Annotated in this window: 12 protein-coding genes; 9 read left to right on the top strand and 3 right to left on the bottom strand. The window is 42.2% G+C overall.

What is annotated here, in order from left to right; translation table 11 throughout:
- Position 1: 1 nt before the first annotated feature.
- On the bottom strand, positions 2–1,132 hold the full coding sequence (locus LEP1GSC060_RS03545; protein WP_002996218.1) for an AI-2E family transporter: 1,131 nt from the start codon (positions 1,130–1,132) through the stop codon (positions 2–4).
- Between the two features lie 5 nt (positions 1,133–1,137).
- Entirely contained in the window at positions 1,138–1,752 is a 615-nt protein-coding gene (locus tag LEP1GSC060_RS03540; protein WP_051061394.1) for a hypothetical protein, read from the bottom strand.
- On the opposite strand from LEP1GSC060_RS03540, the gene LEP1GSC060_RS03535 reads away from it, so the two are divergent.
- Positions 1,741–2,382: a DedA family protein gene (locus tag LEP1GSC060_RS03535; RefSeq protein WP_002996032.1), complete on the top strand. Its 642-nt coding sequence runs from the start codon at positions 1,741–1,743 to the stop codon at positions 2,380–2,382. The two genes, LEP1GSC060_RS03540 and LEP1GSC060_RS03535, sit on opposite strands and share 12 nt — an antisense overlap.
- 321 nt (positions 2,383–2,703) lie before the next feature.
- Here the strand turns inward: LEP1GSC060_RS03535 and LEP1GSC060_RS03530 are convergent, their stop codons facing one another.
- Entirely contained in the window at positions 2,704–4,263 is a 1,560-nt protein-coding gene (locus tag LEP1GSC060_RS03530; RefSeq protein WP_002995978.1) for a phosphatase domain-containing protein, read from the bottom strand.
- Positions 4,264–4,411: 148 nt separating this feature from the next.
- Here LEP1GSC060_RS03530 and LEP1GSC060_RS03525 point away from each other — a divergent pair, with 148 nt between their 5' ends.
- From LEP1GSC060_RS03525 to LEP1GSC060_RS03490, 8 genes are all read left to right on the top strand, one after another.
- Positions 4,412–4,723 carry a Smr/MutS family protein gene (locus tag LEP1GSC060_RS03525; protein ID WP_002996290.1) on the top strand — a complete coding sequence of 104 codons (312 nt, stop codon included), beginning with the start codon at positions 4,412–4,414 and terminating at the stop codon, positions 4,721–4,723.
- Entirely contained in the window at positions 4,720–6,270 is a 1,551-nt protein-coding gene (cimA, locus tag LEP1GSC060_RS03520; RefSeq protein WP_002996080.1) for a (R)-citramalate synthase CimA, read from the top strand. The genes LEP1GSC060_RS03525 and cimA overlap by 4 nt, the downstream gene beginning before the upstream one ends.
- On the top strand, positions 6,258–6,824 hold the full coding sequence (pth, locus tag LEP1GSC060_RS03515; RefSeq protein WP_002996091.1) for an aminoacyl-tRNA hydrolase: 567 nt from the start codon (positions 6,258–6,260) through the stop codon (positions 6,822–6,824). Before cimA ends, pth begins: the two co-directional genes overlap by 13 nt.
- A gap of 49 nt (positions 6,825–6,873) precedes the next feature.
- Positions 6,874–7,809, top strand: a complete 936-nt coding sequence (locus LEP1GSC060_RS03510) for a tyrosine recombinase XerC (RefSeq protein WP_002995974.1) — start codon at positions 6,874–6,876, stop codon at positions 7,807–7,809.
- Complete coding sequence (gene hslV / locus LEP1GSC060_RS03505; protein WP_002996179.1) at positions 7,796–8,338, top strand: ATP-dependent protease subunit HslV; 543 nt, start codon at positions 7,796–7,798, stop codon at positions 8,336–8,338. The genes LEP1GSC060_RS03510 and hslV overlap by 14 nt, the downstream gene beginning before the upstream one ends.
- A 10-nt stretch (positions 8,339–8,348) precedes the next feature.
- Positions 8,349–9,785, top strand: a complete 1,437-nt coding sequence (hslU, locus tag LEP1GSC060_RS03500) for an ATP-dependent protease ATPase subunit HslU (protein WP_036095272.1) — start codon at positions 8,349–8,351, stop codon at positions 9,783–9,785.
- Positions 9,786–10,311: 526 nt separating this feature from the next.
- Positions 10,312–11,628, top strand: coding sequence for a PQQ-dependent sugar dehydrogenase (locus LEP1GSC060_RS03495; RefSeq protein ID WP_230458299.1), 1,317 nt, complete (start codon positions 10,312–10,314; stop codon positions 11,626–11,628).
- A gap of 42 nt (positions 11,629–11,670) precedes the next feature.
- Positions 11,671–12,522, top strand: coding sequence for an Rpn family recombination-promoting nuclease/putative transposase (locus LEP1GSC060_RS03490; protein ID WP_002996094.1), 852 nt, complete (start codon positions 11,671–11,673; stop codon positions 12,520–12,522).
- The last annotated feature ends 397 nt before the right edge of the window (positions 12,523–12,919 follow it).

Below are 12,919 nucleotides of genomic sequence, written 5' to 3'. Positions count from 1 at the left end.
TTTACCGATGTCCCTTATTTAAAATCAATTCTCGGCGATAGAGTTTCCAAAAATCCCACAGAATGACGACTAACGTGACCGTGACCGGACCCACGACCAGTCCCATAATTCCGAATTCTTTGATTCCTCCGATCAGAGACAAAAAGATCAAAAGAGGATGTACTTGCAGTTTTTTATCCAACATTCTCGGTTTTACGAAATTTTCCAAAACGAGATAAAAGAAAAGTCCGCTTCCCATAAAAAAGACGGCCATCATCGGATTGTTTTCCAAAAAGAGAATGTAGAGCCCGATCGGAAGCCAAACCACGGAAGTTCCGACAACCGGAATGATGGAAAAGAACGCGGCCAAACTCGCGTATAAGAACGGGCTCGAAATTCCAGCGATCAAAAGAAGAATATAAATCGCCGCTCCTTGCAGAATCGATATGATTAGATTTCCTCGGATTACGGTTTGAACCGCGGAGGTTAATTTTCTTCCGACTTGTTCTTCCAATTGTTTGGAAAAGGGAAGGTTGTCCAAAATGAATCGTTCCACTTTTTTTCCGTCTTGGTAGAGAAAGAACAAAACTAATAATGCGAAAAAAAGGTTCATCAGAATTCCGGTCGGCAATTCTATGTTTCCCAGGATAAAAGAGGACGCGTTGCTCAAAATTCCGTAGATACTATCCAAGTTCAGAATATCCACGTAGTTTTCCGCAAACTCTCCGTAAATTTCGGGGATTTTTACCCAGAAGAATTCGTTGTCCGTGATAAAATCGGTGAGCATCGCGAAGTTCATCAGAGTTTCGATAATCTTGTCTTCGCTTAAAGAAATTCTCAATTTAAAAAGAATGGAAAGCGCCTCTCCGATCAATGTACGGATTACGAAATAGGACGGAACGAGGACGATCGTAGACACGAGCGAAATCATAATCCACGGAACGAGCCACTGAAAACTCTCCCCAAAATATCCTTTTAACAACTTATGCGGTCTTCGTGTGGCCAGATACAGGATCAATGCCATCAAGGAAGAGTAGAGATAGGGTCGAAATACCAAAAAGAAAACTCCGATTGCAAGTACGAATAGGATCGAAAAAAAAACGAGAAACGTATATTTTCCCGGTTCCGGGTTTATGTGAATCGGTTCGATCATAACTTTCAACTTCCCGAATTTTTATAAAAAAGTTTGATCTTACTTCCGTTGTCCACGGCTTCGATTTGAATCGTCACTACCTTCTTATTTTGGCTTTCGACCATGATCACCGTTTTCGTATCCGTGATCTCTTCCTGCAAAACCTTCCAGTAGAGGGATTTAAAAATAGAATCGTAATATACTTCCATCTGCTTTTTTTTAAAAGCGTGCGTAAACAGAAGAAAGGATTCCCTCGTCTCGAAATAACCTCGTTCGGATTTGAGTTCCGTGGAATAGATCAGATCGGAACCCTCCGGAACGAATTCGATCGGAAGCGATCTTGGATTTCGAACCGGATGGTTCTGTAACGTAAGTTTATTGTAACGATAGAGTTCCGTTTTTTTAGAACTTTCGGCTTGTGCAAACGCGGGCGAGTTAAAAACGGAAAACCAAAAAGCTAGGATGAGGCAGGTTCTCCGAATGTTTAGGAAAGTCGGATGGAAAAATTTCTTTTTTTTCGTGAAAAGAAATTTTCCGGTCGAACGGTTCAAAGATGAAAAGAGATTAGGGTTCACTTTTTTTACTTGAACGCTACGCTGGATCACTGACAATTCTTTTATTCTAACTTCATGACTTTTCAGGAAACTCTGATCCAAATTCTCAGCCGCCTTTCCGAAACGGACCCGATCTTCCTCTGGCTCTTTTTCGCATTTTCCAATTTTGCGGAAAACGTTTTTCCTCCTTGGCCCGGAGATACGATCACCGTATTCGGCGGTTTCCTGGTCGCTAGAAATCTAAATTCATTCGGTTGGACCGAACTGATCACGAGCACTTTGGCGGGAAACGTATTCGGCGCCTGGGTCATGTATCGTTTCGGACAAATTTTTCTGCATTGGGTCAAAGAAAAAGAATTTCCGTTTAAGGATTCCATTTACGATCCGGAATCCATCGAAAAGACCCTCTCTTGGTTTCGAAAGAATTCCATCTTGGTCGTTTTGTTCAGCCGGTTTTCCGCGGGGATTCGATTTTTTGTCTCGATCGTCGCGGGAATGGTAAAGATGAATCCGATTCTTTTTTTCGGATGTTTTAGCGCGGCCGTCGTTCTTTGGTGCGGAGTTTTGATCGTTTCCGGCTTTTATCTGGGTTCTCATTGGGAAGACGTTTTGGTTTTTTTAGAAATTTATAATAGAATCATCATTACTCTATTGGTTCTCGTTACGATTTTGTTTTTTTGGCATCGAAGACAAAAGGTCTCAAAACAAAACTCGTAACGTCCTTTGCCAAACGATCAAAAAAATCCTTACGACTTTTCCCGTAAAACCCTAAGTTAACCGGGAAGAATCCTTTCTCAACAAATAGTCGTTATGCGTTCTTTTTTACGGATCTCAAAATTTTTCCCGAACCCATCCGATTCCATCGGAATCTCCGCGAGTCGCAGTGATCGTTTTGAATTTTATTCAGATTATATAATAAGTATCTAATATTCTGAATTGCTCATAACTATATGATAAAGACATAATATTTTGCATTAAAGCCGTATTTTGAGATAAAAATTAACGGTAATCGATTTTAGAGAATAGTAGGATAGACTTTTAAGAAATTTCCTCCTTTTCCAGAGCTTTTTTGAGTCCTTCCAAAATCAGATCCTTTTCATCTTGATAGTCACCGGGAAGAGTCAGGTTTCGAATCCAATCCATCAAAGCCTGCGGATCGATCACATGACCTTCCATCCATTCTCCCGCCATTTCTGCCACGATCCGAAATACAGCAGAAGTATCTAATATTCCATTATCCTGAAGTACTACCGCAAATCCCGGCGCACCTTCGGTGAGAATGTACGGATGAATTTCCTTTTGTTTAAAAGGATCGATTCCCGCGGGAAGTGCGCTTTGTATGTTCCAGTGCATTTCCTCTTCGTCGGGTCCGTGGGCCGTTTTGTTAATGAGAACTAATGAAACCGAATTTACGTCTCCGTGAATTTTACGGTTTTCCTCTCCGAGTTCTCGAATCGTTTTCGCGGCGTCTCTTGTGATCGCGTCCCTTCCTAAAAAGTTTAGGTGATACAGATACTCTTCCAAATCTTGTCCGTGCATCTTACCGCAGAGAATGTATTGATAAAGAATGAAAATCAGATAATCGCTTTCGGTGTTGTCCCCGATCAAAATTTCTTTTGCGTTTGTGGGAAGATACAATCTGTCTCGGAGTAAGATCGTAAGTTTGTAACTCATCTGATCGAACAAACTCTGAAAGGACGCTCCGGCAAATTTTCGAATCCTTTCGACGGAACCTAAGATTCCGTCCGTGATGAACTTTGCGGGATGAGTCACGGAATTCCAAAATTTTTCCACGATTCCTTTGATCGTTCCTTCCAGATATTTGAGATGTAAGGATTCGGTTACGATGGAATGACTTCGAATGGTGGCGAGTAACGTTCTTCTAAAAAAATGAGGGCTAGCGGAGATAAAACAAAGCGGAGAATCGTTCGTCGCCGTCCGAATTTCGCGATAAAGCGCGGGCATTCCCGGAAGAGGAAGTTTTTGCTGCGGTGTTTCGAATAACGTGGAAAGTTTTCCTTTGTTGGAATGGATGTCCGTCGCGAGGTACGTCTGGTCTATATCCGAAGTTGTCACATAACCGTCGAAGTTTTCGGAAAGAATTCTGAGTTTTCCTTTTCCGATCAGAGTATGACCGGAAATTTCGCTCTTTCCTTTTTGATTTAAGTACGCGATGTCTTTTGTAAACTGTCTGTACGAATCCAGTTTTCGAAATTGAATTTGAAACGTATACTTGCCGGGATGAAGAGGTTTGGTGAACTCGTGAAAGAAAAATCCTCCGTCGTCTCCTTTGATTTCGGGGGATTGATGTACCAGGTTGTCGGATTCGTCCCAGATTTCCGCGACTAAGATCGGCTTTCGAACCGGTTCCAATCCGTAATCCAAAAACGGAGTGATTTCGTTTTCCTGACCTTCAAAAAGACCGTTCGCCAAATCCCAACGGGTATCGTCCCTCATTTCCTCGGTGATTGCAACGTCCACAACCTGACCCCGAACGTAATAACGATTTTCACGTCCGAGAGTTCCGCCGCAGATGGCGATTCTTTTTTTATCCACTAACTTTGCCGCTTCCGTTTTGGATTCTGGTTGTTCGCTCAAGGTTTTAGAACCTGCCTATTTTTGATAGAATGGATGGATTGAAAATTGTACCGAATCGTTCGGAGAGTGAAAGCATAAAAAATGAAATTCTTTGTTTTCTGTACTTCCGAACAAAAAAACACTGGTACGAAGAAAGAGCCCGGATCGTATGAAAAAAAATTCTGTCAAATCTGGATATTCGGGTGCGAAAACGATTTATATCCGAAAACTCAGGTTCGAAGAAGCTCAACAGAAACTCGAAAGGGAAATTCAGGAAGCGTTTTTGGCCGGAGAAACTCTGGTCGAAATCGTACATGGAATCGGAGAAGGAATTCTCAAAAAATTAACGATAGATACGATCCGATCCCACGATTTTTTAAAAGAAGTCGACTATTCCCGATATGGAATTTCCAATCCGGGTTCCACCCTCGTTGAAGTATCGGGCCCTGATAAGGAAAGTCTCAAAAGGTATCTCAAATGACAAAAACAAAAAACACTCTGGAGATTTTAGACGTAACCTTGAGAGACGGAGAACAAACGAGAGGGGTCAGTTTTTCCACTTCCGAAAAACTGAATATTGCAAAATTCTTATTACAAAAACTCAATGTGGATCGGGTCGAGATCGCATCCGCAAGAGTTTCCAAAGGAGAATTTGAAACGGTTCAAAAAATCATAGAATGGGCCGAGACCGAAGAACTCACGGATCGAATCGAACTCCTCGGATTTGTGGACGGAAATAAAACCGTGGATTGGATCCGAGACAGCGGCGCCAAGGTTTTGAACCTTCTCACCAAAGGTTCCCTACATCATCTTGAAAAACAATTAAACAAAACTCCGAAAGAATTTTTTACGGACGTTTCCTTTGTCATCGAGTACGCGATCAAAAACGGACTTAAGGTCAACGTATATCTCGAAGATTGGTCCAACGGTTTTAGAAACAGCCCCGATTACGTCCTAGCCCTCGTGGATCATCTGAGCAAGGAACATATAGAAAGAATTTTTCTTCCGGACACGTTAGGCGTTCTTTCCCCCGAAGAGACCTTCCAAGGAGTGGACAGTCTCGTTCAAAAATATCCGAATCTTCATTTCGAGTTTCACGGACACAACGACTACGATCTTTCCGTTGCAAACAGTTTACAGGCGATTCGTGCGGGAGTAAAAGGTTTACACGCTTCCATGAACGGGCTCGGAGAAAGAGCCGGAAACACTCCTTTGGAAGCTCTCATCACGGCGATCCACGATAAGTCGGAAGCGAAGACGAACGTAAACGAACTTTCGGTTACGGAAGCGAGTCGTCTCGTGGAAGTGTTCAGCGGAAAAAGAATCTCCGCAAACAGACCGATCGTAGGCGAAGACGTATTCACTCAAACCGCGGGAGTTCACGCGGACGGAGACAAAAAAGGAAATCTATACGCCAACCCGATTTTGCCGGAACGTTTCGGTAGAAAAAGAAGTTATGCGCTCGGCAAACTCGCCGGCAAAGCGAGCATCTCCGAAAATGTAAAACAACTCGGGATGGTCTTAAGTGACACGGTTCTTCAAAAAGTTCTCGAAAGGGTCATCGAACTCGGAGACCAAAACAAACTCGTAACTCCGGAAGACCTTCCGTTTATCATCGCGGACGTATCGGGAAGAACCGGTGAAAAAGTAATCACTATCAAATCTTGTAATATTCATTCCGGAATCGGAATCCGTCCGCACGCGCAGATCGAACTCGAATACCAAGGAAAAATTCACAAAGAAATTTCCGAGGGAGACGGCGGTTACGACGCGTTTATGAACGCCCTTACAAAAATCACCAATCGACTCGGAATCGGCATTCCCAAACTCATAGATTACGAAGTTCGAATTCCTCCCGGTGGAAAAACCGACGCTCTTGTGGAAACGATGATTACCTGGAATAAATCTCCGGACTTAGACGAAGATCTGACTTTCAAAACGATGGGAGTTCATCCGGATCAAACGATTGCGGCGGTACACGCGACCGAAAAAATGCTCAATCAGATTCTCCAACCATGGCAAACTTAAAACTTCTGCTAGTAGGAATCGGAAATCCCGGCCAAAAGTATGCGCACAACCGGCATAACATCGGTTTTGTGATCCTCGACGCTTTTTTGGAAGGAGGAAGTTATCAAACGAACTCCAAGTATTCTCTTGCGAGAACCGACGAGGACGCGGTTACGATCTTTTATCTAAAACCCCTCGAATTCATGAATCTTTCCGGAAAGGCCGTCGCCGAAATCGCAAAAAAAAACGGAATTCCGCCCGAGAATATTTTGGTGATCCACGACGAAATCGATTTCGAATTCGGAAAATTAAAACTCAAAGGCGGAGGCGGTCACGCGGGACACAACGGACTCCGAGATATCGTAGAAAAACTCGGAACGAACACATTCTTCCGTTTGCGATTCGGTGTCGGAAAACCTTCCACAACTTCGGAAGTTCCCGACTATGTACTTTCTAATTTTCGCCCGGAAGAAAAAGAAAAAATTCCGGAGTTAGTCAAAGTATCTTTGCAAAAAATCTCCGATTGGATCCGAGAAAGAAAAAACGGATTTCGAAAACTCTCCGATAATCAGTAAAGACGGAATCGTTTCGATTCTTTTTAGAAATCATATACGGAGACTTTCATTGGGCGAATATCCTTTCCAATTTCCAAAATTTTCTTCCGAGTCGTTAAACGAAGCGGCCAAGAAATTCATAACCTACTTAAGAATCGAAAAGAATTATTCGCTGAATACGATCAACGCTTACAGCATCGATTTGAAATTTTTCTTCGAGTTCTGCGAAAAGGAACAACTGGATATTTTTCAGATCGAATCCGTGGACATTCGATCTTATTTTGCCTATCTCGCAAAAAAACACGAGCTGGATCGCAGGTCTCAAAGTAGAAAGTTATCCTCGCTCAGAACCTTTTACAAGGTTCTTCTCCGAGACGATCAGGTTGTATCCAATCCCGCGGCCCAGATCAGTTTCCCGAAAGTCAGAAGGGACGTTCCTAAAAATTTCAGAATCCTCGAAACCGAAGACATCCTGGAATTTGAAGCGGAAAAAAGTTCGGAAGTTTCCGAGATCCGAGACCGGGCCATGATCGAAGTTTTATATTCTTCGGGTCTTCGTGTCTTCGAGCTCGTAAACGCAAAACTTGGGGCTCTTTCCAAGGATTTAACGATTCTTAAAGTTCTTGGAAAAGGACAAAAAGAAAGATTCGTTTATTTGGGAAAGGAAGCCGTGGATTCTTTGCAAAAATATTTGGAATATAGAAACGGTTTTTTTCCCGATGTGGAGGAAATTTTTCTGAATCAAAAAGGAAAGAAACTGACGACTCGGGGCGTTCGTTATATTTTGAATGAGAGAAGAAAAAAAATGGGTTGGGAGAAAACGATCACACCTCATAAATTCAGACATACCTTTGCGACCGACCTCCTCGATGCGGGAGCCGAAATCAGAGCGGTGCAGGAATTGCTCGGACATTCTTCTCTTTCCACAACTCAGATCTATTTGAGCGTGAGTAAGGAAAAAATCAAAGAGGTTTATAGAAAGGCCCACCCCCATGCCAGAAAATAAGATTCGTTCCACAACCGTTCTTTGTGTACGAAAAAACGGAAAAGTAGCCATCGGAGGAGACGGTCAGGTTTCTATGGGAAACACCGTCATGAAAAATACCGCGAAAAAAATCAGAAGACTCTACGACGGAAAAATTCTTTCCGGATTTGCGGGTTCGGCCGCGGACGCGTTCACTCTTTTCGAACTTTTTGAAAAGAAAGTTCAGGAATTCGGTGGAAGTCTTTCCAGAAGCGCCGTAGAACTCGCAAGAGATTGGAGAACGGACCGAATGCTCCGAAGGCTCGAAGCCCTTTTGATCGTAGCCGATCAAGATGAATCTTTTTTGATTTCCGGAACCGGGGACGTGATTTCTCCGGACGAAGGAGTGATCGCGATCGGCTCCGGTGGAAATTACGCGTTAGCCGCCGCTAAGGCTCTTTACGATCATACGGATTTGTCCGCGAGAGAAATCGTAGAATCGTCCATGAAGATCGCCGCAAACATTTGTATCTATACGAACGATCATATCACCGTAGAAGAAATTCTTTAAAGATAAAACTATGACAGAGCACACCAAAGACCAGGACCTTATGCTGCCGATCGAAGAAGAACTGACTCCCCGGCAGATCGTCACAAAGTTGGACGAACATATCATCGGCCAGAAAAACGCGAAGAAAGCGGTCGCGGTCGCTCTTAGGAACAGGACCAGACGTAAAAAACTGGATCCGGAAATGAGAGAGGAAATTTATCCGAAAAACATCATCATGATCGGACCGACCGGAGTCGGAAAAACGGAAATTGCAAGAAGACTTTCCAAACTCTGCGGCGCACCCTTTTTAAAAGTAGAGGCCACCAAGTACACCGAAGTCGGTTATGTCGGAAGGGACGTAGAATCCATGATCCGAGATCTTGCGGTCATATCCATGAATCTTGTAAAACAGGAATTCAGAACGAGGGTGGAAGAAACCGCAAAACAAAAAGCGGAAGACTCGTTACTCGACATTCTACTTCCGTTTCCGAGTGAAAACAAACATAACTCCGGACAGATTACCGGATTTGCAACTTCTCCGCTTCCTGACGAGGAAGAAAGAAAAACTCATTTTCTCGAAACTAGAGAGTTTATGAGAAAGAAATTAAAAACCGGAAAGTTGGACGAGCAAGAAGTGGAACTGGATCTTCCCAACCCGAGTATGTCTCAGATTCCGATGCTTCAAGTTTTCGGAGCGGGGAACTTAGACGACCTTGATAGTCAGCTTCAAAATGTTTTGGGAGATATGATGCCCAAAAAAAATAAAAAACGCAAACTGAAAATTCCGGAAGCCCTCAAGGCTTTGGAAGAATCCGAAGCCGAAAAACTTCTGGATCCGGATAAGGTGCAAAAGGAAGCGCTTCGAAGAGTGGAGGAAATGGGAATTATCTTCTTAGACGAAATCGATAAAATCGCCGGAAGAGAAGGAAAGAGCGGGGCGGACGTTTCCAGAGAAGGAGTTCAAAGAGATCTTCTTCCGATCGTGGAAGGGGCGACGGTCAATACAAAGATCGGTCCCGTAAAAACGGATCACATTCTTTTTATCGCGGCGGGTGCGTTTCATATGACAAAACCTTCCGATCTCATTCCGGAATTGCAGGGAAGATTTCCGATTCGTGTGGAACTTGAAAAACTTTCCAGGCAGGACTTTGAAAAAATTCTGACCGCGCCCCGTTCCTCCCTTACAAGACAGTACGAAGCTTTACTTTCCACGGATGGAATTCAGTTGGAATTCACGACAGACGGCATTCAAGAAATTGCAAGAATCGCATACGATATGAACGAAAAACACGAGAATATCGGAGCCAGAAGACTCAACACGATCCTAGAACGTTTGCTCGAAGAAGTGAGTTTTGAAGGCCCTGATCTTGCTGAAAGTCAAAGAAAAGTAAAAATCGACGGAAAATACGTTTTGGGCCGACTACAAGATGTGATTCAAGACAAGGATCTGAGCCAATATATTCTTTAAAACCAACGATCTTAAATTCGGATTTTAAGGTCGTTTGTACAGAGTTCACAAAAAATATGTAATTAACGTGAGTTCGGTCGTTGAAATCTTGGGCGAATAAAAAACTCGAGTGCGTTCGCTCCCTGAACGCCGACCCATAGGAAGGCGTTCACTGAGTTTCCTGGGTCGCTCCGCAGCTCGCAAATAATAATCGCTTTCGCATTTGTTATACCAACCCGCGTTAAAAAAATAGTTTCCATTTCTTTAAATTAGGAATTCGAATTTTTTCAAAAGATTCAACGTTTCCTTGGTTCAAAGATTTGATTTGACTCGGTTTCAAAAATCAAAATTCTTGGGCGTTATGTTTTTTACAACCGTTGCCCGTCTTCGATTCTTCATTCAAAAAAACGAAACTACGTTTTTACATTCGATCTTCCTTTGTTTTTCGAACCTTAAGAACGTTTGCGTTTGGATTCAAAAAACGTCCAAAGAATCCCGCATGTTCTTATACTCCAAACCGGTCCGTAAAAATTGGAAACATTCTCCTATGGAAAACGATCCAAGGACCGTTCGTCTTTCAAAAAATCAAAGAGAGAAATTAGATTCTTTTCTCTGTAAAAAAATTTTCATTTACTTCCTTTTATCCATCCTTCTCGTTTTTACAAACGGTTGCGAATGGATTCAAAAAACTCTCGTGGAAGTTTTGGGCGCGCCGGATAAGTACAAGGCGGAAGGAAATTCGGATCTTATCCAACCGATCTATTCCGGGAAAGACGAAAACAAAATTTTGATTTCACTCAAGGAAGTCGCCGCCGGATTCAAACAACCCACGGACATTCAATTCCCTCCCGGTGAAACGGAAACCTTTTTAATCACAGAACAAAAAGGAAAACTCCGTTGGGGAAAAGTTCGCAAAAACGAAACCGGAATATTATTGACTTTGAATGTTCTTTCGGAAGCGGAACAAGGTTTGCTCGGTCTTGCGTTCCATCCCGATTTTGCAAAAAACGGAAAACTCTATCTCAACTACGTTCTAAAGGTAAACGGAAAGGATACGAGTCGAGTGAGCGAATGGATCGCTTCTTCTCCAAAAGATTTAGCGAATTCTAAAATAACCTCCGAAAGGATTATCATGGAAGTGGTTCAGCCGTATCCGAATCACAATGCGGGCCAGCTTGCGTTCGGACACGACGGATTTTTATACATAGGTTGGGGAGACGGAGGCTGGAAGGACGATCCTAAGAAAAACGGACAAAATCCGAAAACCCTTTTAGGAAGTATGCTCCGTATCGACGTAAATTCTTCGGAAAACGGAAAGCCGTATAAAATACCCGCAGACAATCCATTTATCGACGATGTTTGTTGCGCACCCGAAACGTTCGCTTTCGGTTTTAGAAATCCTTGGAGATACAGCTTTGACCTCAAAGGAAGATTGATTGTCGCCGACGTAGGACAGGATCTCTGGGAAGAAATCAACATCGTAGAACGCGGAAAAAATTACGGATGGAATATTAAAGAAGCATCCCATTGTTTTGAACCGAAGCGGAATTGTAAGGAGGAAGGTTTGACCGATCCGATTTACGAATATGGTCGAGAGGAAGGACAATCGATTACAGGCGGTTACGTATATTCTAATAAAGTAATATCGGATTTAAACGGAAAATACGTTTTCGCCGACTTTGTTTCGGGTAGAATCTGGGCCTTAGAACTTCCCGATTCACTTGGACAACCCGCGAAAAAAGTTTATAACCTCGGGAAATGGCCCGTTCTAATTTCTTCTTTTGGAAAAGATGCGGCGGGAAAGATTTACTTGAGCGACTTCGGTAGCGGTAAGATTTATCGAATCGATCGTTTTAAGGAGTAAAAAAAGACCAAGAGAAATTCCGAAACACAAAGAACCAAGCCGATGTCTAAAAACTTCTTTCCCTTAACCAATGATTTGATGTTTAAGATTCTGTTCGTAAAAGAACCGGAATTACTGATTTCGATTTTAAATAGTGTTCTATTTCCGGACAGGGAACATACGATTCGAAATATAAAAATTCTGAATCCGGAACTTGTAGGTTCGTCTCCAAACGACAAACGTTCGTATTTAGATATACGGGCGCAGGATGAAGACGGAAAAATATTTCACGTAGAAATCCAAGTAGCTCATCAGAGTTCATTCATTAAAAGAAGTATGTATTATCTTTCCGGATTGATTCGGAACCAGTTAAACCGAGGTTCTATGTATTCTGATTTGAAGCCGGTGTATCAGATAAATATAGTTGACTTTGACCTAATTCCTTCGGAGAATTTTCATAGCAAGTTTAAGTTTCGAGAAGAGTCAAATCCGGATATAATCTTAACGGATGATGTGGAGATTCATTTTTTAGAACTGGGTAAGTTCGTAAAAAACGACGTAAGGGATTTAAAGAATAATTTAGAAATCTGGCTGTATGTGTTAAAACATACTTCTGAGTTGGAGGAAGAAGAAATGAGAATCTTAGTGGATAAAACTCCGGATTTAAATAAGGCGTTTACAATTTTAGAACAATATTCGAACGATCCTCAGAAACGGGATGAGTTGGAAGCAAAGTTGAAATCCGATCGTGACTATGCGTATGACTTAGCGGCTCGTTTCGAGGCCGGTGAACTTCAGGGGGTTGAAAAAGAAAAGTTTGAATCGGCCCGTAGGATGTTGAAAGAAGGTTTTAAGTTAGATGTAGTTCTTAGAATCACCGGTCTGAGTGAAAAAGATCTAAAGGATCTGATATAACGTTTATAATAATCAAGAACAGATCGGGTATTCAGTAAGTGTTCATTACGAATGAAGTTTTTACTTTAAAAAGAATTCTCACGTTTCTTCAAATTGTGTTCTCATTTTTCAATTCACGAAATTTAAGCGTATTTTCAATGAATAAAATAGTCTTAAAAGTTAGTGCTTGTAAAGTGTAAAGAGTCAAAAAAAGAATGAGTGAGGGGTTAACTCGCAACAGATCCAACTACGTATGACGTTCCATTGATTTTTTACGAACTCGCTCTCCCTTTTTTCTCAAGCAATGGGCGTTTGCTACCATTTTAATTAGAAAGTGCCGTTAATAGGTTTTGGAACAAACTTTACTTTTAAGAAATTTTTCTCCACGAATTCACGTTAAATAGATTTTAGAAAACTC

Origin of the sequence: Leptospira weilii serovar Ranarum str. ICFT, assembly GCF_000332415.1 — a bacterium.
Lineage (GTDB): Bacteria > Spirochaetota > Leptospiria > Leptospirales > Leptospiraceae > Leptospira > Leptospira weilii_A.
The sequence above is the reverse complement of the archived record's forward strand: the minus strand, read 5'-3'. Positions and strand labels throughout refer to the sequence as shown.

What these genes read in the sequence shown, in the direction of transcription:
- LEP1GSC060_RS03545 (WP_002996218.1), bottom strand. Translation starts at nt 1,132, where the DNA reads ATGATCGAACCGATTCACATAAACCCGGAACCGGGAAAATATACGTTT.
- LEP1GSC060_RS03535 (WP_002996032.1), top strand. Translation starts at nt 1,741, where the DNA reads ATGACTTTTCAGGAAACTCTGATCCAAATTCTCAGCCGCCTTTCCGAA.
- LEP1GSC060_RS03525 (WP_002996290.1), top strand. Translation starts at nt 4,412, where the DNA reads ATGAAAAAAAATTCTGTCAAATCTGGATATTCGGGTGCGAAAACGATT.
- cimA (WP_002996080.1), top strand. Translation starts at nt 4,720, where the DNA reads ATGACAAAAACAAAAAACACTCTGGAGATTTTAGACGTAACCTTGAGA.
- pth (WP_002996091.1), top strand. Translation starts at nt 6,258, where the DNA reads ATGGCAAACTTAAAACTTCTGCTAGTAGGAATCGGAAATCCCGGCCAA.
- hslV (WP_002996179.1), top strand. Translation starts at nt 7,796, where the DNA reads ATGCCAGAAAATAAGATTCGTTCCACAACCGTTCTTTGTGTACGAAAA.
- hslU (WP_036095272.1), top strand. Translation starts at nt 8,349, where the DNA reads ATGACAGAGCACACCAAAGACCAGGACCTTATGCTGCCGATCGAAGAA.
- LEP1GSC060_RS03495 (WP_230458299.1), top strand. Translation starts at nt 10,312, where the DNA reads ATGGAAAACGATCCAAGGACCGTTCGTCTTTCAAAAAATCAAAGAGAG.
- LEP1GSC060_RS03490 (WP_002996094.1), top strand. Translation starts at nt 11,671, where the DNA reads ATGTCTAAAAACTTCTTTCCCTTAACCAATGATTTGATGTTTAAGATT.